This is a genomic window from Vibrio sp. B183 (assembly GCF_000740665.1).
In the GTDB taxonomy this organism is placed as follows: Bacteria; Pseudomonadota; Gammaproteobacteria; order Enterobacterales; family Vibrionaceae; genus Vibrio; species Vibrio coralliilyticus.
This window is the reverse complement of sequence record NZ_JPQB01000008.1, coordinates 14,166-37,946: the sequence shown is the minus strand read 5'-3', so window position 1 is coordinate 37,946 and position 23,781 is coordinate 14,166. Positions and strand designations below refer to the sequence as shown.

Genomic DNA, 23,781 nt, shown 5'->3' with positions numbered 1-23,781 from the left:
GTGATGACCTCATTGTTCAGTAATTGGAGTCTTTAAAGTCGGTGGCCACGTTATAAAAGCGGCTGAGGAGTTTGGTTTGGGAGATGAAGCCATAAGCGAGGGGTTTCATTTCTCCAGAGTTTGGATTAACCAGTAAAATGGCCGGTGTAAACGCGGCGGTGATCTTGCCCTGGTTGCTTCGGTTTTCTCGGATGCCTGGTGCAAAGACCTCATCATTACTGATGCCCAATAAGTCCAGTTGATAGCGGTCGGCAAATTGCTGAATGGAGGGCGCGAGCTGAGTGGCGAGCGCGTCCTCTCCCTCATACACGAAAAACAAACCCCAGCCGTTTCTCATCATTTCACGAACCTTGTTTTCTTGCTTCGCCTCGATGGCGGCTAAGTAGGTTTTGCGGGCCGCTTGTTCGGTTGGGTGGTCCTTGGTGTATGACAATTCTGGATTCTCAACAAGTAGCTTTTTAAACGTCATGGCCGTGATGTCGGTTTGAGACGTAATGTAGCGATTGAGCTCCATAAAACGCTGAAGTTTTTCATTGTTATCAGGGTCAATGAAGGTTGCGGCTTTGGCTTCGTTCCATTGTTTGTGAAACCAGGCCATTTGCTCCGTCGCGCTCATGACTTTGGTTGTCGTTGTAGCGGGAGTAGCGGGAGGGGCAGGCGGTTTTGGTTTGATGGGTTTAGGTTCTTTGGGTTCGTTATAAAAACGCCACCCGGGCGGTGTGCTATCAGCTAGTGCTGGCAGCGGCATGGTCAGTAACGACGAAAGCACCAAGGCGACAATCGCCGCCAGTGGTGCTGCTGTATAGGAATCCATGATATTTCTCCACTGGTGTTAACCACCCACTGCGCTTTGGATGCGCTGTTTGATGATGTTGGGATCGGGGAGGTTGATGTTGTCGTGCAGTTCTGGGTAGAACTCGGTGAAGTCAATGTGGTCAAAGTTGATGTCAGACAATTCTTCCGGTGTCAAAGGGGCACAGGTCGGGTTTTCGGCTGAGCCGAGCGTTTTTCCTAACTGATTGAGCGCGCCTTGCTGCTGGATGATTTTTCCCAGTTTACTGTCGTAGGCACAGTAGGATTTTTTCTTTCTAATGCAGACACCGAGTATCTTTTCAGCGCAATACTCACCAACATAGATAGTGAGACCTTTTTCTTTGGCTTTGCCTACCGCTTTGTCTTCTTCTGAGCATTGCGCTAACCCAATGTCGGTTCCCCAGCCTCCATCTTTGCAGCAGTCTGCGATGCCCACTGGTTTTTTCGAGCATTGCATGGGTTTGCCTGTGAATATCTTTGGTGGGTCTCCAAGTCCTTTAGCTGCCTCACCCAGTCCAGCAAGGGCTGCCGCTGATCTATCAAATTCATCATTACGCTTTGGAGTGCTATCGTAACAATCACCATCCAAGCAGAAAGATTGTTCACCACACTGCAACGTCACTTGGCGACAGGTCTTTTCGGTGCATATTTTGGTAATTTTTTCTTCTATACAGACGCCATTTTGCTGCAAGCTGCATTCTCTCGCCCCTTCTCTGCATTCAGAAAATTGCCCACAATTGTCGGGGAGTTCGCAAAGGTGGTTAATTTCGTATTTCCAGCAGGGTAGCGTCATAGGAACACCATTGATGGTTCGTGTACCACCTGGTTCGACGCAGGTTTCGGAGATGGCTTTGCATTCCGATATGAGGGTGCATTGTGTTTCCCAGGAAACGTCATTTTTAACACAGTTTGCACCGGATAATGCATAACCAGAGGTACATTGAGGTATGGCTGGAGTAGATTCAGTGACGTACCCACAGATGGTGTACATCTCGACATAGTTTCTCTCACCCAGTTCCCTTTTACTTTGTAAGGGCCCTTTCCATTTTCCGCTGCCGTGGTGGACACCATCCCAAAGATAGATAGTGACAGGAACGGTATCTCTCCCGTATCGGCGCTGAACGTAGTTGTATCTGCCGTCAAAACGACACTCTACGACAGGGCGAGTACAGTAATATCCCTTCAGTGTCCAACCAGAATTGCATTTGTAACCCGCTGGCCTGACGTCAGGCGTAAAGGAAGGGACTTTGCTGCACGGAACTGGGGTGTTCGTCGGGGCGTGACAAATCTTGTCGTAGTCGTCAAATAAGCACTGTTCACCAGAATCGCAATTGACGTATTTGTTTGATACATCATGGCTGATTTCATAGGCGTTTTCCTGTCCAATTAATGCGTACCGCATCTGCTGATCATTCTTAAAGTCGGGCCTCTATTTGTTGGTATTGGCTTGAATGCCTTGAGCCAGTTCATCGTTGGCCATAGCTTCGGCTTTCTTGTCCTCCATGTTGCCATCATTGAGGCTTGTTTCTGATGGATTGGCGACTTTGCTTTGGCAACTTGCATCTTTGCAGTAGTCATTAATGTTCAGGGGGATACTGTTCGGTGTGAGCATGGATTGAGAGGTTTGTTTTGCCCAGTTCGCCGTATCGTTAAAGGATTGTTCTTGGTTGGCCATTGCCTTTACACACAATAGTCCAAGCATGCTCACCAGAATGATGTTTTTCATCGTTGAAGCCTCTTATTGACTAGGCGAGCATTTTCTCCTGCGTCACCTCCTTCAAGGATGTTGAGGGCTTGATAAAGCGAGATATTGCCGTAAACAACGTCATAGTCGTTGGCACTGCAAGGCTGCTTAGGCAGGCAATGGCCATCACGAACAGAGACGAACGCGGGTACGCGCTGAATGTTGAATTGCTGGAACCATTCAGGACTGATGGCAAAGCCTGATTCAATCGGCTGTTTACTATTTTGCCCGATTAGGTGACTAATTCGGCTTGTCGTTGCTGGAAAGCCTTGAGGCAAAACACCACGGATCACGAGCGGAATTTGTGCGTGGGCACTTTGCCTTAAAAGTTGTTTCAAGGCTGTGTCAGGCATGGTCAAGGAGACGAATACCATGATGCCTTTCGGCGCTCGATTCGGGTTTTTTGTCGGTTTCGGTGTGCCAAGTAGCTCTGTGATGGCGTTGGGCTTTACGAGCGCTTGAACGGTGGTGCCTGTCTGGGTGGCGACATGTTGCTGCTGGCGTGCTCGATTCCAGACTTCGTCAAATTGCTCAGTGGGTTTAATTTGTGTCATCGCCTGTTCACGTTTGGCGAGTGCTTTGAGTTCATCTTCTGTGTAGGAGAGAGCGGGTGTGCTTAGCCAAAAGGCCAGCACAAATAGTAAAGCTTTTGGCATGGGGTAACCTATTGTCGTTGTTAGCACGGTGCTCGCGATGGTGTGAGCACCGCAAGGGAGGTTATGGGTTGGTATGGTTTTTGGCGCTGGTAAAGGGCTCAATGGAGGCAAGCCCAGTCAGTGTTTTTCCATTGGCGAAGGTGACGGTCGCGAAGGTGACGGTCCATTGATGGTTATGGTACTCCCAGTTAGCGCCGCTCAGTTGGGGTTCGGTGAGGACAATCTTGCTTCCCAGCGACTGGCGAATCCAATACCCAAGGTATGAAGTCCATGATTGCGGTTTGACGTAATCCACATAGAGGACATAGTGAGCGGGGTCGCCAGGTTTTATCGGTGCTCGATACTTGTACAGTCGTTTTGAGGGCGCAGCACTGGATACACCGACAGCGAAAGGAAAAAGTAACCGGCAGGCGGCGGCCAGTATGAGACCCAGTAGATAGTACGACGTCAATAGTCGGTAGACGTTGTCGGTCGTGTACGTCGCGGATTCTTCAATGGGAATGGCTTTGACCTCGGAACCAGGACACAAGTGTTGCTGGCCGATCACCTCATTTCTATCGATAGAGGTATGGTTTTCACATTCATAGACACGGATATAGCCTTTAGGTGCAGTGCCAAGCCAAGCTGCTTGTGCGACCCAACTGACCACGGTTTGGGTTGCCCAGGGAACGCCGCCCAACGCGGTGGCGAGGGCCGCCAACCAAAAGCACGCTACCGCGGCTTGAGTGGTGAGCAGATGAAAGAGCGAGTGGAACAGGTTTCTGGCGCTTTGCCAGGATGGGTAGGGATAGAATCGGTCCATGGGATGAATCCTTATGTTGGGTTGAGAATGGTTGGTTCACGCTTTGCTCCGCTATTTCTGAGCGGAGTCGGTATCAAATGGTGCGATTTGGGAGGCCTGGCTGGCTTTGTTTTTGAGTATCTTGTTAAGACAAAACGCCATGCCCACGATAAGAAGTATCTTAATGGTCACCGCCAGTGATCCTTCCCACATGGTTATTAATCCCTGCTGCCATTGCTCGGTGCTATTGCTTTGAAGCTTGAGCCAGTGCTCAGAGAGCACAAGGTAGACCCAAAAGACAAAAACGAGGCATTGCGTGGTCATCGCAGCAAAGACTAGGCCGAACAAGAAGAGTAAACCTTGAAAGGCTTGGTGAATGTGTGTCCATCTGAGTGCCATGATGCTGAGCTCCTTGCTATTCGAAAAGGGATAGAGGCCATGCAAGAGACAACCAAGATTTATCGCGGTTTTGAAGGTGGTGAACGAGTTGGTCTGCATTGACGCTATATCCACAGTCGTACAGGGACATCGGTTCCTTTAGGGTGGGGGCTTCTGATGAGTTCGCTTTGTTGGCCATGCGTGTCTCAAAGCAGCGCTTAATAAACGTCTCAGCGGTCGAAGCTTGCTCAGGGTGGCTATCAATCCATTCATTGACTTCATGGCGTTGATGGTCCTTTAGCGTTTGTAAGAACTGGGAGGCTTGGCCGAGTAGTAAAGCCCCAAAGATGACAGAAAGAAGCAAAGTAAACTTACAGAATTTTCGAAGAGCCATGGGTGTTATCCTTAATTAATTTCCACGCAAGGCGTGGTACTCCTTTTCTCTCTACAAGCGCGATGCGCTTATAGCAGTCAAAAGCGAGCTTTGTTGAAAAAAGAAAGAGGGTGCGGGGTGTACCGTGGAGCGTTAAAGACCAGCCGATAAGCTGATTTAGTGTTTTTCAGTGACGGGAAAATGGGCGTATGGTTTGCCTATTGACATCGAGAACACATTCAAGGCAAGCGCTAGGGTAAAGCCGACAGCTGCTTGAACAATGTTGTCATATTGTTCCAATCCGGCCACGAAGGCAGTGGCAAAGAGGAGTGCGGTGCCAATGGCTTCGAGTCTCGGCTTTCTTACCGCTTTAACTCTATGGCCAAAAAGCCTCGGCGCGATGTTCTGAGCGATTAGAAAGAGTAGTGTGAACACTCCCCAAGTCAGCCAGTCAATGTGTTTTTGGTCTATCTGAAGGAGCAGTAAAACCGATGCGGCGGTCAAGACTGTTTGAATGCCTAAAGAGTGAAAAGCGGTAAGCCGGTGCATTTTCATGGGGTGATTTTCCTTATCTGTTTACAAAAATACGCAGTTGCGTTTTCGCCACTGGACGTAACCAAAGTTGTCGCCCGTTACGGGGTTGTCATGGCCAGACTCCCAAAGTGTGGTTGTGGTCGTATAGGGGTGGCACCAACCAGCATCAGGGATGGGGGCTGACATTTGGTATCGGTAGCGAGATTTGGGCAGGATGGGCATAGGCGTCTGGTAACAAACGGCTCCATCTTCGCCGCGACTTTCGAAAATCATGCCTTGCCGGTGCAGTTTGTAATTCAACCTCTCCATAATGAGCGTGGCGGCTTGAATGGGCGTGTCGCGATAATTGGTGGTGCCTGTCAAAGGATAGGCGCTGCCTTGCGACCCCATACACCAAAAAAGTGCATCGAGTGGCAATGCGCTGTTTGTTGATGTCAACATGGCTTCGGGTACACAGGCCATTTGCGCAAATAAATTACCAAACAGGAGACTTTCTGGGTTGAGGACCAGTGACAGTTCATCGTCATCCCAGAGTGGGTCAATCTCGGTCATATACGCGATGTCAAAGTTATCGGTAGCCATGCAGGCGGTGGATTGAATGAGTTGTAACCACCAAATGACGGGGTATTTATACCAGTGCGCTTGATAGAACCCGCCGTCGCTGCTGTCACCGTCGCGTGAGGTCACTCGACCTCCAATTTTCTGTTCGTTCGCCCCGCCCATTTGAATACCCATGTTGACCATACAATAAGGAACGCGAGTAACGTCAGTCAGTGCATAAGGTTCCCAGTAGCCAATGTTTAAGCCGATTTGTAAAAAGATGGGTGGGGGCTTAGGGCAAAACGAAATCGGCATGGAAGGGTTGGGCGTATCTGGATAGCTGGATGGAAACACCGGCACGGAGCCGATGGTCATGGGAAACAAACAACTCCAGCAAATGTCGGTAATGGGATTGATAAACTGACTCACGCAAGCCGCGCTTTTTGCGTAGGTGTTTGCACTGAAACACAGCAATAAAGGCAGGAGCCAGGTGACTTTACACTTTCCTGTTGGGCGCATAAGTGTTCCTTGTTATGTGACATTGTCACTCTGTGGGGTATTGAGAGACATCGACCTCATCGATACGCCAGCGAATACCTTCTTGATAAGCGAGGGAAGGGACATGCTGAATGTGGAGCTTGTCGATGAGGTGGCCTTGTTGATCAAAATAGATGCGGGTTTCAATCGCCTTGGCCATGGTGTCGAGATTGCCACCGGTTAGGATGACTTTGACCGGCTTTTCATGAGTAAAGCTTTGAGCGAAGGCTCGTTGCTTTGGGTCTCTTGCATCCAGGAAAAGCAGCACTTTCGACAGTTCGACTTTTGGGAAGAGGTCCCTGATTTCTTCTGGCCAGGTGGCGGTATCAAAAGGGTTGATCGTTTGTCCTTTTGCCGCGAATAATCGTCCGGTATTTGGGTCGCGAATATCGGTCGGGAAGGTCACGCTCGGATTGACAAAAAAGGTGTTGGGTGAGGTAGTCGTTCCAATGTTGAGAGGGGTAGGGTTACTCACCTTGTGTCTGACTCGCGACTGAAATTCTTCCTGCATATCCGCTAGCTTTCCAGACTGCTCAAAGCCCTTTAAACGGGCGTCAATCCATTTGAGCATATCGACTTCACCAATTGGGAATGTGGTGCCGTGCAAGCCAAAGTTTTTAGCCTGAATTGGGCTTGCTATAATGCAAAGCGCCAGAGTGGCGCCTTGCATTAGGCTATGTAATGTGGGATTCAAATTCACGGATTTCATCTCCATAGAAATGCATGGATGTGCGGTCAATGGCTTCCATTAATGGGACGCCCAGATTGACCAAGTTTTCACAATATTCATATTCATTCGGCTCGGTGGAATACATGGCCCGTTTGATGGGGTCAGCAAAGAATCGGTGCCAGGATACGTGCCCCCCTGCTTTGATTCGAAGACAGCTGTAACCAGCGATTGAGGACTTATCGAAGCGCTTAATTAATTCCTTTTCTAGTGGCGAGAAGGCGTTAGGGTTTTCCATGAGGTACTTATCAAAGCCTTCGCCTTGGCGCATAACAACATGAATATCGGAGTTGTTGTAACAAGCCTTGGCTTCTTCGTTGGCAAAGAAATCATCAATCCCTTGAGTCACGGTACAAAACGAGCCGCCAAACTTACGAGCGGTGCGATAGCCAGTGTTAATGAATTCCTGGGCTTGCTTATTGCTGCCAGAAAGTAGGCTCCATGCTTCTTCGATGATGCACATCTTAGGCATGGAACGTGTGCCCGATAGGTACATTTGTTGGTTGATGGTCACGATGAGCGCGAAGATGACACTGCGTAGCACCCCCGGGGCAAAACCGTCGAGCTCTAACGTGGTGAAATGCACATCCGGATCGAGTAACGAGGGTTTGTTAAACAGTTCGCCATGAATGCCGTTTACGCAGTATTTATCGAGCTGCACAGCGATATCTCGAATTCGCGTATCGTTGAACTCTTTGTATCGGGTGTATAGCTCTTCCTGAACATTATCGACGAGCGTTTTGGTTTTGTGTTTGTCCCAAGCAGCCACGATGGCGTCACCAAGAATGTTTTGCTGATAACTGGTCAAGGGTTCATAGGGAGAAGCGATGGTGGCAAACAGGGCGGTAATGTTGTCTAGCGCCTCGGCCATTGGGTTAACTTCGCTGCCGTCATCATCTTGAAAAACACCGCCTTGTTCAATTTTTCCGAGGTGGGTAAACGGGTTGAGGAAGATGTTTTTGTGCGTCATGTAGGTGCCACCGAGCATGAGCGTCAGCTTTTTATAACTGGACCCTTTATCCAGTATCCACACTTTGCCCCCCATGGCGTAAGTGCCCCGGGCGATTTCCTGAACCAGGAAGCTTTTTCCCGCCCCTGAGCCGCCGGTTAAGGCAATGTTCTGGTTGTCACTGCCACAGGTAAACGGATCAAAGAAAGAGATTTGCTGGCGCATCGTGGGCAGCAATATACCAGGCCTCAGTCGTTTGAAGTCGAGAACCAGTGGAAAGAAATTGACGAGATTGGAGCTTTTGACCTTGCGAACGCGACCGGCTTTCACGGCGTCTGACCAAAATCCGTCACTCATCATAAAAGGTAAAACTGAGAGCAACGATTGTGATTGAAGCATGTTCATCTTGATGATGCTCAGCCCTGCCCCCTCAAACGCCGTGGAAGCGGCTTGTACATCTTGACGCTGCTTCGCTTCGCTGGTGAATAACGTCAATGTCAGTGCCATCGAGGTGATGCAAAACTCTTTGGCGTTCATGCCCGTTTGAATCTCTTTGCGCTCGGACAGTTCTTCTTTAGCGGTAGGCGCAAAGATAACCATTTTGGATTCGACGGTTTTGGTTAAGTCATTAATTTTGCTGTTGTTGGCCGCTTCCTCTTTACCGGTCGGTTCACATCGGAAATTGAGGGTCAGCATATGAGGGCAGATTAATGAGCGACTGATGTTGCGTATAGAGGTGAAGCACTCAGGTAGACCGTAAAGACGAAAATCTTTAGGGAGTTTAGAGAGTCCCATGCTGACCACGCGACCGTGTACATCCTGACCATTCTGCGCGGTGTGTCGAATGGCGAGGTGGTCTCGTCTGAACAAACATTCGGTATCCGGTGACATGGCCTGAAGGTGCAGTGAATCTAGCGGGTTATAATCTCTGACTAACGGACGATCTTGTTTCGGATTGAAATTCATGATGTCGCCCACGTGCGTCAGTAAATCTTCTGGGGCCACGGCCATAAAATCAAACCCAAGCTGGACCAAGGCAGTTTCAATCTCGCAGCGCACATCGCGCAGTGCTTCTAAGTTTGAGCTGGTTGTTGACACAAAGAAATAGGCGTCGTAATCGCGCAGGTCGAAGTGGGTGTTTTTTTGGTTGTGAAAGTAGCCATGTTGCGCCGCATAGTGGGCATACTTAGCGTCTCTTTCGGCCATCTCGGCAAGCACCCCGCCACGCTCTGCCATCTTTTCTTTGTTCGCTTCGATGTAATGACCGACGCGGTTATGACCCATAAGTTGGAGTTGATAGTCCCACTTTTTGCCTTGTGGCAAGGTCATGACTAATCGGTTGAGCGAAACGATGAGTTGGTCGTTCGCACCACCCAGCACACTGAGGCGAAGGCCAAACCCGCGAGAGCCTTTGTTTTCAAAAAAGCCTTCGGTGAAATCGTACTTGCGATAAGGCAATTCCGTGTGGAGGTGATTCTGATGTTTCTTTGCGTCAGCAAAGATGGACGCCAGCCCCTCTTTGGACTGGCGAAATGATGAAAGCAGCATGGTTTAATCCTTTTTTATGGATTGAACCGGTTTTCCGGTCCAATGACTGTCATCGAGAACGAAGTAAATATCTATCGTGTCGACGTAGTGGCTAGAGTCCGTGGTGGTGAATGGAAAAATGGTAATGGATTTGACTTCATCTTGAGAACGTGCAGGCTGACCATGCCTGTCGCGCCGAGGGAGCGTGATGAACGCGTTGGGGGCCGCTTCAGAATAACTGATGGGGCTAGTAGAGGTGGTTGGGTTGGCGTACGAGTCAATATTGATTCGTATCTCGTTCATGCTGGTACAGCCTGATACACCACCCACTTTGTCACAGCTGAAATCTTCTCCAAGACCGGCGGCGCATCCCGTTAGCAGCAAGCTAAAGGCTAAGAGAGGTAACGTTCTTAACATGGTTCGTTTCCTAAAGGGTTAGCAAAAGGGCGCGTAGAGTGTGTGGCCGTCTTTAAAGCTGACAGACTGAACCTCTTGTTTGTTGAGCGCTCTTTTTTGTTGGTATGTCAGTTCACTACTGAGGAATTGACAGAAAATATGCTTACTGACAGGAGTGGGTAAGCAAGTGAAAGTGGTTAACTCGGCCAGAGAGCTCAGAGAAACCAGTTCAGGTTGAAAATCGGGCGGATAGAGTTTGTCTGTGTTGGCAAACTTTATCCAAGCCACCGACTTCTTGCTGAGCAAGCTAAGGAGGTAGTCATCTCGGCTGTTCATGGGAAAAGAACAGTGGATGCGCTTACCACAAGCAATGTCGGTTTTAAGGAAGTCTTCCAGGGAGGAAGATTGGGAAGCGAGGAACAGGTCAGACTCGTCCACGGCTTGAGTGTTTTTTAACATAGGTTTTTGCCTCTTGTGTTGCAAAAGGAAAGTCGGACTCTCGCCCTCTGACGTTTTTAAGCACTGACGCCGCTGCGCTTTGTCTGCTTCACACTGCCTCTACAAGCTGCGCTTATAGCAGTCAGCGCGAACCTTTGTTATTTATTGAAGGCTGCCAAATTGGGAAGGGGATAAGCCTTCTTGTACCATTTTTTCGGCCAGTGGATTGACCTTAGAGGCGGCTGCAGGGAGGTTAGCACCACCAAGAACGCCAATAAGCTGGCTGCCTGGTGTACTTTGGGCGGCTTGTTCTTCTCGTTTCACTTTGGCTTCATAGTCATCCGCTAAAAGTGGGTCGAGAGGAAATCCTTCAAGGAATACAATGTTGACGACGGCGCCAGGATTGACCTCGACAATAGGATGGTAAAGTTCAGCCAATTTGATGTAGTAATCGGCGAGTTTACTGCCTACGCTGGAGGTGGCATTACCAAGCAAGTTAATCAAAGCATCGCTGCCGTTCACCGTTTGTGAAGGACCAAGGGCCGTTGGGGTGGTGGTTTGAGACAAGGCTTGCCCTGTTTCACCTATTCCCGTCAAGATGCCCGAAATGCCCGCCATTTCAACAATGTCACCATTTTTCAAAATAGTTGTCCCTCGGATGCCGTTGCGGCCAAAGTTAAAGGCGGTGGCTTTCACTGGGATGTCGAGTATCCCACCATCAGGCTGAATACAGCTCATTCGGTGTGTGCGGACGATTCCGCGACTGGATGAGATTTCACCGTAGGTCGAACCGGTGATGGTACAGTCATTCAGTTTAGACTTCTCGCCGTTGGGTAGAATGCCCTGGTTGACGGTTTGAAAAACGATAGGAGCGGTATCCCCTTGGCCTGATACCCCAGCATTCGCATCGGCACCACCGGTGACGACCGCAGTGACAAAGGTGCCAGTGGGAACGTAATTATCAATCGTTCGCTTGGCTCTCGCTTCTTCCTCCGTTGCATCCCATCGAAATTCGCTGACTTCAAACGTTGCTGTGTTCACTACTTGATTCTCGCGCTGATAGTCGAACTCATTTTGTTGTGGGTTGTCATTGGAGTACTGAGCGTTAGGAGGAGGTGGAAGCCTTCGGTCGTAGTCGCCGAACTGTTCGCCGCGTCCGTTGACTGACGGTGGGTTGTCGGTCCCGCTCTCTAGCTGTGACTTGAGTTGCTTTTTGAGTGCGTCTACCTCACTTAAGCTACGCTGCAATTCTGATTTCAAACCGTCGAACTGAGATTCTGTATTACGCTTCTGTTCACTTTGAATACTATCAAAGCCACTTTTAATCGACCCTTCCAGTGACGAAATGTCGCCGCCGAGCGTTTTTAGTGATTTACGCAGCGCATCAATTTCCAGTTGTTGTTGACTTAACGCGCTCTGGTTGTCTTTCGCGGTAAAGGTACTGTCAACCACCTGGCCAAACTGAACGGGTGTGGGGGCGTCCTCGCTTTCTTCAACGGTTTGGCTTGGGTTGAGCATAAACCAAAGAGTGACACCGCCGCCGACCAGAATCGCGAGCCCAAGATGGGTGATCAGGCCGTTAAGCCGGTTCGATTGCGCATTCACTGCCGCGCCTTGTTCAAAGTCACCTTGCGGCTCACTGAATTTACCGGCAAATTTTGCAATCAGGTTGCTGATGGGATTATTTGACATGGCCAACGCCTCCCCCAGTGATGAGATAAAGCGTGGTGGACTCACCTGGTGCCAGCACCAAGCTATCCAGTGACGCACTCCTGGCCGCGTAACTATAAAATTGTGACCTGGTTAGCGTCTTGGTTTGGCTTGTTTGGTTGGTAACTTGGTAGATGATCCCTGAATAGTCTTTGCCAGAAAAGACCACTTGAGGTGTGAGCGGAAGTGGCCCTGTATCTTCGGGTAGTGTGTCCGGATCGACATAATGAACTCGAAAACCAGGCACTGGCGTTTTATCGCGTTTCCAAAGCATCATGGCTTTGGTGAACTCGGTCAGCGCTTCAGGATAATCAAACTGGCGTTCAAAAATTGATTTCTGATCGAGATGCGCCTGTGCATACGTCAATTCAACGATTTGTCCAGGTGTTGCCTTAGGGTTGATAAGTAGCGCAAACAAGCGTCCTTTCTCTGTTGTGACTTGAGCGGTAAACGGCGCTTGTATATTGACCTTGATGGCTACAGAGCCCGTTTTATCTTTGGCGTTGTTTTGGTTGGTGCAAAAACCCGTTGGGCAGATGATAGAAATGATGCGATCTGACTTCACGCGAATTTTATTGACATCCAAACTCGATAGCGGCATTGAGATGGTGTCGCCATCTTCAAATGTATACGTAGATTGCTTGGTGTTGTTGGCGGTGGCCAACATGGGAACAAGTAGTCCCACCAGAGCGATTAGCCTTAGTGTCATGGGGTTGACTCCACTTGTAGGATTGAACGAACAGAAATTTCACCCACATAGTTCATGGAAACAACGTATGTGGTGGGTTCTGGATCGAGTGGGCGACTGCCGACGTGCTTTTGTAGAACGCCACTAAAGCGAACCTCTAAACGGCTGAGCGCAATCGCTACCTCTTCAACATCGAAGCGACTAGAGATGTTTTCTGCTTTGATGTACTCGGCTTCACGGAGCAAGGTGGGTTGAACGTTTGGCCAGTCTTCCTCTGTCACATAGTCCAGAAGTATTGAGTATTTACGGTGGACACTGGCGGGCGTGACGTTCAGTTTTAGGTTAAGAAAGTATTCTCCCATTTGTTCGAGATAACTTTCATCGACAGTTGCATCCGAAATGGTGAATGCCTTTGATAGGGTCGGCGGTGTCATTGTGCGACTTTTGTGTATCACCAGCTGATAAACAGTTACGCCGAGTCCTAAGTTCACAATGAGCATAACGAGAAAGCCAATTAAAAGCCCAGCGTTGAGTAGGCTTTTAAGTTTGAGCTTTTCTTTTTCAATGTAAGAGTCCAAGAAAACCTCCTAGAAAATCCAGTAGCGCTTTTGAGCAGCTGGGGTTCGATGGAAATAAGTTCGGCTTAACCAAGCTTCAGCCCACCAATAAAAAGTCAGGGCGATGATGTTGTCGCCGTATTCCACTTTGACGTAACGAAGGCCACCAAACCAAGCAAACGCGAGGGCCATTCCTAGCAGGGGAGCGCTCTGCCAGTAACAAAACCCAAACAAGACGGCTGCTGGAATGATTTCGTCTCGCGGAAAGCCCGCGAGACGTTTGCCTTTGTTCAAATGGCTGGGTACACCAAAGAAAAGGCGAGGGTCGTCCATTAGGCCAGTCCTACCAATGGCGCGCCCACTGCCCACAAAATGTTGCCGCCCACAAAGCCGCCTGCTGCGCCATACCAGTTTCGAGTGGTAAAACCAGTAATAATCGCGCCAATTAACCCCGTACTCAGCATGGCGGTTTCCACCATCGAGTCCTTACCTGCGCTTTCCTTGATGGCGGTTTTACCTGTCGCAAAAATGTCAGCGGCAATAACCGGTTGCGTGGTGAGTAGAGCTGAAAATAGGGCCAGAAGCAGGCAGAATCCAACCCGTTGTTGTGTCGATGTCATGAGTGTTTCCTCTTTAAAGTGAATAATGCAAAACAACAAACGCAAAACAGCGCCAGAAGGCGCTGCTTTGAGAAAATCGTTTCGCGGTGGATAAAATGAGATTGGCTACCCGATGAGCATCAGGTAAAGGTGAATTCGTTAGTGAGAGTCTGGAGACTCGTTGTGGCCATGGCTTGGCATTAAGTGGCTTTCTATCAGCATATCTAGGCGAGATAGCTTTGCATCATCATCGATATAACCCATGTGTTTTAGTGGGTCAAGCTCAGGAGCGAGTGAACGACAGTTACTCAGGGCTTTTTCAATCTTACTCCGCTTTCGGGAAGCGCTGAGAGAGTGAGCATGCTTGTGCGGTTTGGTGCTCCATACCCGACCCGTCGTGGTGGCGTCTGTCAGTGAACGGCGCGGTCTGCTCGGCTCACAGTGACTCGAAGAAGCTGATGCTTGAAGATTTTGAGCATTTTTCTGCTGCTGGACGACGGCTTTAAGTTCATCAATCGATTTCTCTTTGAGGAGTCTTGACGTTTCTTTGCTTGATAGTCCGCAGCGCTGCAATTTTGTCCGATACAGACTAAGCAAGCACTCTTCGTTTTTGCTGTTCTGTGTTTGTACATTTTGGTTCAACATTCTTTTTATCCTTACCAACAGTTGATGTCCTATCACATTAATTTGGTCGGACGTTCCAAAGCCCCTGCCTCGTTTGCTAAACGTGGGGTGTGGTTGACGAATTATTGTGGGCATTCGTCGTTATAGACCTGAAGTATCACGCTCTACGTTTACCAACGTTGAGGTGTGAAGGGTCTATAGCCATGGCCATGTTGTTAAAGCGTGCGACCAAATTTGAGGTGCACGAAGCCCTACGCCGAAGCGCAAAGGCATGGAATATAAGGAAATTGAATTGCTGTTGATGTGGTAAGAAACCTTGTATCTAGCACGTCAGTGAGTTGAGACGGTCTTCAAAGAGTGCTGCGGGACACAAGAACTTCTTAGCCAAAATACGGTTCTCTGGTGTGCAGAGTAGTTGGCAAGTTCTTTATATGGGGAAACTGATACACACAAGAAAGGTTTTGAGGGCGCAATTATCCTGTGTAATTAAGCCTGGGAACACAGGAACGCCGCATAAGAATAGCGGTGTGCATCAAGTAAGATTTTAAAGAGCCAACTGAGACGTATATCGTCATAGCCCATCAAGGGGCTTTATATTTTGTGCGGGAATGTATTTGAAGAGTCGAGGCAATGCAATAATGCAATTAGTTGCTTGATTTATGAGATATTTGTCTTCGCTAAATGCAGGAAGTCGACTATTTTTCGTTTTTTCATATGGTTAGAATGAAGGTTCTAATTTTGAGACATTGTTTCAGAATTTTTCATTAAATCATTGATTTGTGATTTATTTCACAATCAGTGTGTCCTATCACTTTCATCTGGTCGGACAACCAGAACCCTTGCCTCGTCTGCCAAACGTAGGGCGTGGTTGACGAATTATTGTGGGCATTCGTCGTTATAGACCTGAAATATCACTCTCTACGTTTACCAACGTTGAGAGGAGAAGGGTCTATAGCCATGGCCAAGTTGTCAAAGAGCGATTTTAATCAGCAGGTCCAATTGTTGGACCTAACGCGATAAAAAATTTTTACTGCGGTAATTTTGTTTTCCCAAGCCAATAATCACGTTCGGTTTCTGGCATGGAATAAAATGCATTTAATACGTGGCGAGCATGTTTTCTTTTTGAACGGCCATATTTCAGGCTATCTCGCTCTAGTCCTTTATTGACATCCGGGTCTAACTCAAAGTGAATGCCAACGCTTTTCTTTTCTGTCACGCATACCCCTTGGTTTTCCGTCAAATGCATGATCGTTTGATCAGTATGTTAAATATACTAGATGTGATAGTTCTCATCAATATGTTTGTATAGTTTATGAATAAGAAAATATAGATCTAATTTGAGACTATTTGAGGCAACTAAAATTAACTCAATTTTTTAATAATGCCTTCTGATACCGTTGGTCAAAAAATTCAGACACTTAGGAAAAAAATGAAAATGTCTCAAGCTCAGCTTGCTGACAAAATTGGAGTGGCTCCGGTAACAGTATCTAAATGGGAGATTGATACATCCAAGCCAAAAGGACCAAGTTTATTGCGCCTGTCTCAACTGTTTAATGTGCCAATTGATGCATTAGTCAATGACGTCTCGCCTCTAAACCAATCGAGGGAACAGGTCGAAATACCTTTCTATCCAGATATTGAGGTTTCCGCCGGTGGAGGATGTATTTGTGAGCATGAAGTCAAAGAAAGCTATCTGATAGATAAGGCATTTATTGACACACCTAAAACAACGATTGCAATGCGTGTTCATGGGGATTCCATGGTTCCAGTGTTCCAAGATGATGCTGTTGTCTTTATCGACATGGAGAAAAACAACGTTTCTGACGGGAAAGTTTATGTAGTCGTGCATGATGGGTTAACTCGGATGAAACTGTTGGAAAAAATACCCAACGGCCTTCGACTCAAGAGTTACAACCCGACATACCCCCCAGAAGACATATTTTTTGACCAAGAAACTATAAAAGTTGTGGGCCAAATCGTTGCACAAATACAAAAGTATTGATTTTTTTTCTTTTGTATATATTGGCTTTTGTGCTTTTAAAAAGCCGTTCATCATGTATAATTACCGTAGTTCTGATACCAAAGTGCATTACATAGCACGCTACTACATAGTTTTCTATGTAGTGTATTTTTCAGAGCTAAGAATGTGTTAGACCCTCAATCTAACTACATAGCATTCGCAAATAAGCCGCTTATCCGTCGTGAGCGGCTTTTTTGTACCTGAAATTCAAGAACTTGATCTTTTTGCGATCTTTATATAGATTACATAGTGAACGTTTGGCTTGAGACCCCAAACATTTTTCAATACGACGGAAATCATTATGAACGCATACCTTAGAGGCTTGCTGAGAGCCTATATACATAGATACATACTCTCTTTGAAACACGATACGCGATCCAGCGTCGTCGAGCTTTCGATTCGGAGAAGTATGTGTCATGACCTTCTCTAGTTTAGATTCCTACACTGACGACATTAGAGAGCAAAAGAAGCTCAAAAATGCCGAGTATCGGGCCAAGCGTAAAGCGCATAAGCGTAGCCTTATCGATATTCATCACTCCGTTGTCACTGTTGAGCAAAAGAAACTTCCTAACTTTGAATTTGGTTTTAAGGCAAGGCGCTTGTTCCCGAACGGGGAGTGGACGTACTTACCTGAAGAGTTTGGACGCATTTTTAAGGCATTAGAAGAGTTCATTGATAACCCCAATCGATTCCCAGCTCTTAACGCCTGGGCTGGTTCAGCTATCAATAATATTCAATGCCGTCGTTTGATCGCGAAAGTATTGGCTTGCATACTACCGAATACTGACCTTATTGGTGGGCGCGTGGGGTTGCCTACTGAAGCTGGGCTACAGACGCTTAGCTATAATCAGTTCCAGGAAGACTACGCTTTACGTTGGGGTGAGTATATCTCTCCAAAGTCCTTTGGTAAGGTAGTTCGCTATCTTAAATTGGCTGGGTACTACTCTTCAGAACGCATCAATGTTTGTGTTGATTCGAGTGAGGGGACCGTTCGCAGTGCAGCAGCTTATAAACAGTTCACAGAACGTTTCTTTACTGACCTTAAGATTGTTCGCTACAAGAATATTGCAGACCTCATTCTGGCCACTCGTGAGCGACAAGAAAAGAAAGGACTACGTTTCACCTGGATGAGCTTTAGAACGATAGCGTCAGGGATCCAAGAAATGTTTAACGCCTCTACACTGAATCGCTTTGCTGATACTACGGCCAGACTATTCCTTAGTAAGCAACTGCAACCCCGCCTCCTTCCAGACTAACGCATATCAATGTATCCGCGAGAGCGGAGGTTTTCGCACGCTTGAATAAAATAATTGACTGTTTTTTGTACAGTTATTCAACGGTGTCCTTCAAATGTCAGCGCGTTATTGGCTTATTTGAGAGCTAGGAGGTCGTGTTTGGCCGATGTTTTTCAAAAGGTAGTGTTAAAAAATAGATTTAAAATATCGTGTAATTAGGGTTAAGTCTTATTGAAAATAAATACTTAAATAAATAATGAACTAAATACTAAAGAATAATCAGGGTTCGCGCTGACTGCTATAAGCTTTGCTTGTAGAGGCAGTGTGAAGCAGACAGAGCGAAGCGGCGTCAGTTTCCACCAACAATACTCGCGTTAAGAGACAATATCATGATACCTCCCATAAATGGCCATTAGCTCTACAGATCACAAAAGTAATCAGGCCATTTATGGGCCCCAAACGTTACTAAACAGCACAGCGATAAACACTGTGATCGTGATATGACCGATCGCACTAGGGGCGCAAGCGCCCAATTCTAGCAGGAGGAAGGGCAAGTTTTATGCCCGTTTTTAATCAAATTCTCAACTGAACCATATTACTTGTGGGGAGCCTGTATCTTACTCGCTGCGCGAGCGCGTTCTAGCATTCGTCGCGCAACTCCTCATAGAGAATTATTCTTTGGATAGAGAAGCTTAGCTCCTTGAATTACTGTGGAATAGTCTTGAACTTTCCGAGTGTATGGCTCGTTTGGTTGAACTGGTTCTGAGATCACGACCATAGTAAACACAATGTTAGAGTCTGAACTATATTTTGCGATTTGCACATCGTATGGATGGACGCTGATACGCCAATGTTTTGATGAGGTTTGGCACTCATAGGTCGCTATATAATTATTGGCCTTGGCATCGGGGTAGAACCGAGTGAATCGCTGATCCATCTTGATGGGACTATGGAATTTTAGCTGACCTCCATTGTGCTCACAATACGCCTTTGCATCAGAGATTGGTTTGGTCATATGAGTTTGATTCGCCAACGTAACGTAAGAACGAAAATTAATGAAATCAGATTCAGGAAACGAGTGTTCTAGTTCTTCAGACAAAAGTTTATCCTGTTCGAAGACCTCCATGCCGAATAAGGTCTGATCTAAACGGTGCTTCATGAACGAATAAGGAGTGGAGTAGCTGGAAAGCTCCGCTTTGTCCGGTGCTACTGCCATGTTGCTACTACAGCCCATAAGAACGATGGGCAAGACGCTGACTGCTGACGTTAATTTTGTTCCTAACATATCTCTGTATTCTTCTTTGTTTTTAAATGACTGTCTGTTATTACACATAGTTTGCTGCTGAATTTTGCATGCAAAATTGCTAGCTTTCATCCCAATGATGCCTTTTTGAGATGTAACCTTGGATTGGTTGATGTCACACCATTAAAACTGCGAAGCACTATGAAAGACACTATTACTTTGTTTCATTACACCCGAGCTTACCCGAGTAGAATAGCAGTCCAAGGGCTTGTTGCTCGAAGTCCGTTGGAGGTCAGGGCCGATTTCTTGCGTGACCATAAACTGCCTACTCAGATCGTCGAAAAATTCAATTCAGTGTGGAGTTTGGAGAGCGATGACGCTCCAGAAAAGATATCGCCTTCTATCTACTTTGTTGCCTCAAGACCAAGAGAGGGTTGTGCTGGTATCAGACCGTTGATCGGAATGTATGGAGGAGAAGCGATACATATGTGGGGTATTGCGCACATTTCCCCGAAAAGTTCATTCTCCGTATAGATGTTCACACGAAGATTGGGGAAATATTGCACATCAAAAGTTTAACTAGCTATTTTTAAAGAGAAAAATCAGGGCTGTCAGTGCTGCTCTTTCTTAGGTTGGTAGCTCTTTCTTTAACTGCGTCTAGGTTGATTTCAGATGGAAAGTACCTTAATACTCTTTGATAACAGTGCTTTCTTTGTTCATTCGTAGCTGTTGGCCAACTGCCGTATCGATAACCATCAACGATCTTATATGCTGCTGTTTTCCCTTTTCCTGTTTTGATCAGAACCCCAACACCCTCCCATGCCCCCAGAAGAGCTGCCGCCTGAGATTGATGGGTCGGTGATCCTATTCCCTTTAAGAGCCTAGATTTGGGCAGGGGCGTATCTATTGCCCAGCAAAGGAGTGTATTAAAAAGTAGCCTATGAGCAAGCGTATGTGGAAGCATTGCTTGATTGGGGGCCCTTTCTTTATTTGCAGGAATGATCGGGTATGAGAGTTCACCTGACCAGTCCGACGAGGCACTCCACCAAAGTGAACTGTACAGCAGGGGCTCCCTAGAGCCATATCTAACCATTTTATCTTTCGGACGTATGCTGAACCAACTTCTCGTAATCAATGGAGTGGCATTCGCCAAGGTTCTCGTAGCACCACTGCCGATTCTTGCTGGTATCTGCTTTTTTGCCAAGCCACCAAGAAACATCGATTCCTGCACGTCGATAGTCATTCGTTCTTTCCTCTAGCTCTTCAGGCGTGATTGCACTTAACTGAACTTCGTGGGCCACAACCCAGCCATTGGGGAAGATGAAAGCCACATCAATGATCCTTTTAATTGAGTCAACAGGACACTCAATCTCCACTTTTGCACTTTGGTACTCTTTCAGATCTTCGGCTAAGTCTTTAGCCAGTAGCTCTTTAAAGTACAGGTGTTCTGGACTCTCTGGGTGATGCTTATATTCACTCTTGCATTCATTGGACAGGTGCATAAAGTGAATTTTCGGGACACTGGAGTGCGAGTTTCCCCGAATGACCATTTCTTCTTTACAGTAGCGGCAGATAATCTGCCCCCTCTTGAATGACTCTCTCGGAGAGTCATAATCCAGAATATTTACCCGCCTGTTGTTTTCCGTGTCATGTCCAATGAATGGCATATTCTACTTACTCTGTAGTGTATTCTGGGGTTAAGACCTCAGGTGTGGGTAGTGCCGCAGCCAAGCAATCAGATATATCGAGAACATTCTTTGCTCGTGTTGCCGCCACATACAGTAAGCGGCCTTCTTCCTCACTGTATTTACTGTGTCCCTGGCCTCTGAAATCGTCCGCTAGCCTGACAATATCCCACTCTCTTCCTTTCGCTTGGTGAGCAGTTGTCACTACGATATCTGCGTGTGCTTCTGTTATTGACTGCACCCGGTACAAGAGATCTAGGAGCTAAGGAATTGAGTACTGCTCCACGAGGTTTACCATTGTCCTTAGGTGGACACCCTCATCTGTCTTGGAGAAATTGACAACCTCAAACCAATCCTTGAATGGAATGAAGTCAGGGTGCTTTGAACGCCGACCATCGAAGAGTTTCTGTGCCTCTTTCAGGTCACTACTCAAGGCTCGTACATCTGCGTTGACAGATACTTTCTTCTTCTCGATATAGGTTTGGTATGCCACCTCGGCGATAACTGCAAAATTCGACCGACAAATAACCGCATCGGGTTCAAACTCATCAGAAAGAGCTGACTTTATTCCCGGAAAGCCTTTTATATCTGTATTGTCTCCGAAATGAACGCCGAGAAGACTGTTGCAATACTTTGCAATCTCTTCACCGTACCTGTAGGACTGCGTGAGAGAGCAACGGGTCTCAATATCAATGGTCTCTAGCGCATTCTGTGCCCCTCTGAATCCATAAATCTGCTGATATTTATCGCCCACCCAAATCTGCTGTAAATGAGACTGCCTTGATAGCAAATCGATGACAACGGGATTTTGATCCTGAGCTTCATCTACAAGGATATAGTCGTACTTCAGCTGAGGCTCCTTCAGTGCCCAAAGTTTCAGATATACAGAAGGGGTGATCGGGAGGTCGCTGGCAGAATTGTTGAGAAGCTCCCACACTGCATTTATAAAGTACAGCAGGGTTTCTCTGAGTTCACCGACACGCTCTGCATCTACACCTGCGAAATTAATGCTGTTCAGGTGTTGGCGCGTGATTTCTGTATCGGCAGAGTGGCAGTATGCTTCTATTCCCGAAAGAATCATACTGCATACGCGGATAGGCGGCACGCCGAATAAATCTGGGCTGCCTTTTAATATCTTATCGCACAGTATCGATGCATTAAGGAATTGCTTCATACGGCCAGCCCTCGCGTACTTCACACCAACATTTCTGTATGCAAGCGAGTGAATGGTTCTACACTCAACGCTCTCAGGAAATGCGGTTGTAGCATCGTCAACAATCTTTCTGTTGAAAGCGAGATAAAGACCTTTCTTGTCAGATAACGGCTTGGATGCCAGTGCGCGAAGCGTGAAAGTTTTCCCGGTTCCGGCAAACGCATTTATTATAAGGCTTTGGCCTGATGATGCTTTCTCCAAGATGTTGCACTGTTCCTCAGTGAGTGTCTTTCCATCAAACGAAGGAAGAGGTTGTTGAGACATAATGCTCCTTGCATGGGTCAAAAGGTGAGTTAATTGCTTTATCGAGTGGTTTAGCGCTTTTCTCGGGTATGCCAGATACGAAGCACATACAGGGTATATTCCTGTATTTCATATCGCATTTCATAGTTGCTAACCAAGAGCCTGCGAACTTCCCTGGGCTCAAAAGCATCAAGCCGCTCCCCCAGTCTTGGCTGATCTGACAATATGTCAGGCGCACTGGTCAATGAGCGAACTGTCTTTGCCGCCGCAGTGGTATCTGCGGCGGCAAGGAATTCATAGAGTCGGCTTAAATCGGAAAGGGCTTTACTGGTCCATTTTATTTCCATTACCTTGGCACGTCCTTGGGAGACTCACTCCCCAAACTTTCAGCCCAGGCCTTAACAGACTGGTGATCAGTAACCCGGCCATTGTCAACGTCAGCCAACGCCTCCAGTGTCAGTTTATGACGCTCTTCTTCCATGACGATCCAATCCGCCAGAGCCTGTTTGACAACCCAGGCTTTAGAGCGTTCGAGACGTTGCGCTAACTCATCAACTTTATCAGCTAGCTGTAAAGGAACATGTGCAGTGACAACCTTGGTATTCATGATGTAATCCTAATCACTATGATTCAAAGTTAATCATAGTAAATCTTGTTGTGCTTCACAATACCCAGTCAACATAAGGTATACCCTATATTGACGTCAGGTAGGCAATAAGAAATATGTCAGATTAGGATGCCTTTTCTTGAATGTTGACACAAGAAAAGGCACCTTTAAGATCCTATCTTGACACTTTGAGGAGGAAAAACCGTGAAAGGACAGAGAATTGGATATATCCGGGTCAGTTCATTTGACCAGAACCCAGATCGTCAGCTTGATGGAATTGCCACGGACAGAAATTTTATCGACAGGGCTTCCGGAAAGAGCATCGAAAGACCACAACTCGAAGAAATGCTCCAGTTCGTCCGAGAAGGCGACACCATCATTGTCCATAGCATGGATCGACTCGCAAGAAACCTCGATGACCTTCGTACCCTAGTCAGGAACCTGACATCGAAGGGAATCGATATCCAGTTTTGCAAAGAGCAACTCACATTCACCAACAATGACTCCCCGATGTCCCAGCTTCTGCTCTCAGTTATGGGGGCGTTTGCAGAGTTTGAGCGTGCCCTTCTCAAGGAGCGGCAAAAAGAAGGGAGCGAAATAGCCAAGAGACAGGGAAAATTGACAAATACATCTATCAAAGAGAATGAACATCGATATTCTAAAATTACATCGATTAATGATAATAACACCCTTCTTATAAGTTTATCGTAAATCGTATTGAGAGAGAAAGACCTTCCAGAGGAGCTTGTCGGGTTGGGAGAATAAGCAGGGCAACCGCATGAGTAGATTATTTGTAAACGAAAACCACTCTCTTTGTTAAATAACTATGAGTTGAGCTGTATAAGTCCAGATTTATGCGGTCAAGAAACAAACAGGGACAAAGAAAATGCGCCTTTATATAATTATCTCACGGTTAATGATTTGTGAAAGTTAACATTAATTCAACTCATGCGCTCGCCCTGGG

Annotated in this window: 30 protein-coding genes; 4 read left to right on the top strand and 26 right to left on the bottom strand. The window is 47.0% G+C overall.

Annotation, left to right across the window (positions count from 1 at the left end; translation table 11 throughout):
- Positions 1-16: 16 nt before the first annotated feature.
- The 20 genes from traF to IX95_RS10190 form a co-directional block, all read right to left on the bottom strand.
- Entirely contained in the window at positions 17-814 is a 798-nt protein-coding gene (traF, locus tag IX95_RS10280) for a type-F conjugative transfer system pilin assembly protein TraF (RefSeq protein ID WP_038159529.1), read from the bottom strand.
- A gap of 18 nt (positions 815-832) precedes the next feature.
- Positions 833-2,215, bottom strand: a complete 1,383-nt coding sequence (gene traN / locus IX95_RS10275) for a type-F conjugative transfer system mating-pair stabilization protein TraN (protein ID WP_327196125.1) — start codon at positions 2,213-2,215, stop codon at positions 833-835.
- 27 nt (positions 2,216-2,242) lie between these two features.
- Complete coding sequence (locus IX95_RS27005) at positions 2,243-2,539, bottom strand: hypothetical protein (protein ID WP_327196124.1); 297 nt, start codon at positions 2,537-2,539, stop codon at positions 2,243-2,245.
- Positions 2,536-3,213 carry a type-F conjugative transfer system pilin assembly protein TrbC gene (gene trbC / locus IX95_RS10270; RefSeq protein WP_038159526.1) on the bottom strand — a complete coding sequence of 226 codons (678 nt, stop codon included), beginning with the start codon at positions 3,211-3,213 and terminating at the stop codon, positions 2,536-2,538. The genes IX95_RS27005 and trbC overlap by 4 nt, the downstream gene beginning before the upstream one ends.
- Positions 3,214-3,274: 61 nt before the next feature.
- Positions 3,275-4,015 (bottom strand): hypothetical protein, encoded by a 741-nt coding sequence (locus IX95_RS10265; RefSeq protein ID WP_038159523.1) that lies wholly within the window; start codon positions 4,013-4,015, stop codon positions 3,275-3,277.
- Positions 4,016-4,066: 51 nt separating this feature from the next.
- Positions 4,067-4,393 carry a hypothetical protein gene (locus IX95_RS10260; RefSeq protein ID WP_038159520.1) on the bottom strand — a complete coding sequence of 109 codons (327 nt, stop codon included), beginning with the start codon at positions 4,391-4,393 and terminating at the stop codon, positions 4,067-4,069.
- Between the two features lie 16 nt (positions 4,394-4,409).
- On the bottom strand, positions 4,410-4,766 hold the full coding sequence (locus IX95_RS10255; RefSeq protein WP_038159517.1) for a hypothetical protein: 357 nt from the start codon (positions 4,764-4,766) through the stop codon (positions 4,410-4,412).
- A 156-nt stretch (positions 4,767-4,922) separates the two neighbouring features.
- Entirely contained in the window at positions 4,923-5,300 is a 378-nt protein-coding gene (locus IX95_RS10250) for a hypothetical protein (RefSeq protein WP_038159514.1), read from the bottom strand.
- 21 nt (positions 5,301-5,321) lie between these two features.
- Positions 5,322-6,338: a conjugal transfer pilus assembly protein TraU gene (traU, locus tag IX95_RS10245; RefSeq protein WP_038159512.1), complete on the bottom strand. Its 1,017-nt coding sequence runs from the start codon at positions 6,336-6,338 to the stop codon at positions 5,322-5,324.
- A 25-nt stretch (positions 6,339-6,363) separates the two neighbouring features.
- Positions 6,364-7,065, bottom strand: a complete 702-nt coding sequence (gene traW, locus IX95_RS10240) for a type-F conjugative transfer system protein TraW (protein WP_081885425.1) — start codon at positions 7,063-7,065, stop codon at positions 6,364-6,366.
- Positions 7,031-9,580 carry a type IV secretion system protein TraC gene (gene traC, locus IX95_RS10235; protein ID WP_038159509.1) on the bottom strand — a complete coding sequence of 850 codons (2,550 nt, stop codon included), beginning with the start codon at positions 9,578-9,580 and terminating at the stop codon, positions 7,031-7,033. Before traC ends, traW begins: the two co-directional genes overlap by 35 nt.
- 3 nt (positions 9,581-9,583) lie before the next feature.
- On the bottom strand, positions 9,584-9,976 hold the full coding sequence (gene traV / locus IX95_RS10230) for a type IV conjugative transfer system lipoprotein TraV (RefSeq protein ID WP_038159507.1): 393 nt from the start codon (positions 9,974-9,976) through the stop codon (positions 9,584-9,586).
- Positions 9,977-9,994: 18 nt separating this feature from the next.
- Entirely contained in the window at positions 9,995-10,414 is a 420-nt protein-coding gene (locus IX95_RS10225; protein WP_038159505.1) for a hypothetical protein, read from the bottom strand.
- 141 nt (positions 10,415-10,555) lie between these two features.
- Complete coding sequence (locus tag IX95_RS10220; RefSeq protein WP_038159503.1) at positions 10,556-12,085, bottom strand: TrbI/VirB10 family protein; 1,530 nt, start codon at positions 12,083-12,085, stop codon at positions 10,556-10,558.
- Entirely contained in the window at positions 12,075-12,812 is a 738-nt protein-coding gene (traK, locus tag IX95_RS10215; RefSeq protein ID WP_038159500.1) for a type-F conjugative transfer system secretin TraK, read from the bottom strand. The genes IX95_RS10220 and traK overlap by 11 nt, the downstream gene beginning before the upstream one ends.
- Positions 12,809-13,369, bottom strand: coding sequence for a type IV conjugative transfer system protein TraE (gene traE / locus IX95_RS10210; RefSeq protein WP_038159499.1), 561 nt, complete (start codon positions 13,367-13,369; stop codon positions 12,809-12,811). Before traE ends, traK begins: the two co-directional genes overlap by 4 nt.
- A 9-nt stretch (positions 13,370-13,378) precedes the next feature.
- Complete coding sequence (traL, locus tag IX95_RS10205; RefSeq protein ID WP_038159496.1) at positions 13,379-13,681, bottom strand: type IV conjugative transfer system protein TraL; 303 nt, start codon at positions 13,679-13,681, stop codon at positions 13,379-13,381.
- The gene (gene traA / locus IX95_RS10200; RefSeq protein WP_038159493.1) at positions 13,681-13,968 is read right to left on the bottom strand and encodes a type IV conjugative transfer system pilin TraA; all 288 of its coding nucleotides are present in this window, start codon (positions 13,966-13,968) and stop codon (positions 13,681-13,683) included. Before traA ends, traL begins: the two co-directional genes overlap by 1 nt.
- Before the next feature lie 138 nt (positions 13,969-14,106).
- Positions 14,107-14,592, bottom strand: coding sequence for a hypothetical protein (locus IX95_RS10195; protein ID WP_038159490.1), 486 nt, complete (start codon positions 14,590-14,592; stop codon positions 14,107-14,109).
- Between the two features lie 1,006 nt (positions 14,593-15,598).
- The gene (locus IX95_RS10190; protein WP_038159575.1) at positions 15,599-15,787 is read right to left on the bottom strand and encodes a hypothetical protein; all 189 of its coding nucleotides are present in this window, start codon (positions 15,785-15,787) and stop codon (positions 15,599-15,601) included.
- A 165-nt stretch (positions 15,788-15,952) separates the two neighbouring features.
- Between IX95_RS10190 and IX95_RS10185 the strand changes: the two genes are divergently transcribed.
- Both IX95_RS10185 and IX95_RS10175 read left to right on the top strand, forming a co-directional pair.
- Positions 15,953-16,573 carry an XRE family transcriptional regulator gene (locus IX95_RS10185; RefSeq protein ID WP_038159487.1) on the top strand — a complete coding sequence of 207 codons (621 nt, stop codon included), beginning with the start codon at positions 15,953-15,955 and terminating at the stop codon, positions 16,571-16,573.
- Between the two features lie 434 nt (positions 16,574-17,007).
- On the top strand, positions 17,008-17,847 hold the full coding sequence (locus IX95_RS10175; RefSeq protein WP_038159479.1) for a hypothetical protein: 840 nt from the start codon (positions 17,008-17,010) through the stop codon (positions 17,845-17,847).
- 640 nt (positions 17,848-18,487) lie between these two features.
- On the opposite strand, the gene IX95_RS10170 is transcribed toward IX95_RS10175, so the two are convergent.
- The gene (locus tag IX95_RS10170; RefSeq protein ID WP_152562024.1) at positions 18,488-19,111 is read right to left on the bottom strand and encodes a hypothetical protein; all 624 of its coding nucleotides are present in this window, start codon (positions 19,109-19,111) and stop codon (positions 18,488-18,490) included.
- Positions 19,112-19,270: 159 nt separating this feature from the next.
- Between IX95_RS10170 and IX95_RS10165 the strand changes: the two genes are divergently transcribed.
- Positions 19,271-19,603, top strand: a complete 333-nt coding sequence (locus IX95_RS10165; protein WP_038159473.1) for a hypothetical protein — start codon at positions 19,271-19,273, stop codon at positions 19,601-19,603.
- A gap of 560 nt (positions 19,604-20,163) precedes the next feature.
- Here the strand turns inward: IX95_RS10165 and IX95_RS10155 are convergent.
- The 5 genes from IX95_RS10155 to IX95_RS10140 are packed head-to-tail and all read right to left on the bottom strand — an operon-like array spanning position 20,164 to position 22,817.
- On the bottom strand, positions 20,164-20,736 hold the full coding sequence (locus IX95_RS10155; protein ID WP_038159470.1) for a competence protein CoiA: 573 nt from the start codon (positions 20,734-20,736) through the stop codon (positions 20,164-20,166).
- A gap of 7 nt (positions 20,737-20,743) precedes the next feature.
- A complete protein-coding gene (locus IX95_RS26835; protein WP_235202611.1) occupies positions 20,744-20,995 on the bottom strand; it encodes a 3'-5' exonuclease in 252 nt (83 codons plus the stop codon).
- Between the two features lie 21 nt (positions 20,996-21,016).
- On the bottom strand, positions 21,017-22,231 hold the full coding sequence (locus IX95_RS10150) for a UvrD-helicase domain-containing protein (protein ID WP_235202610.1): 1,215 nt from the start codon (positions 22,229-22,231) through the stop codon (positions 21,017-21,019).
- 50 nt (positions 22,232-22,281) lie between these two features.
- Complete coding sequence (locus IX95_RS10145; protein WP_038159467.1) at positions 22,282-22,557, bottom strand: type II toxin-antitoxin system RelE/ParE family toxin; 276 nt, start codon at positions 22,555-22,557, stop codon at positions 22,282-22,284.
- The gene (locus tag IX95_RS10140; protein ID WP_038159465.1) at positions 22,557-22,817 is read right to left on the bottom strand and encodes a CopG family ribbon-helix-helix protein; all 261 of its coding nucleotides are present in this window, start codon (positions 22,815-22,817) and stop codon (positions 22,557-22,559) included. Before IX95_RS10140 ends, IX95_RS10145 begins: the two co-directional genes overlap by 1 nt.
- Positions 22,818-23,021: 204 nt before the next feature.
- Between IX95_RS10140 and IX95_RS10135 the strand changes: the two genes are divergently transcribed.
- On the top strand, positions 23,022-23,528 hold the full coding sequence (locus tag IX95_RS10135) for a recombinase family protein (RefSeq protein WP_366667742.1): 507 nt from the start codon (positions 23,022-23,024) through the stop codon (positions 23,526-23,528).
- Positions 23,529-23,781 lie beyond the last annotated feature (253 nt).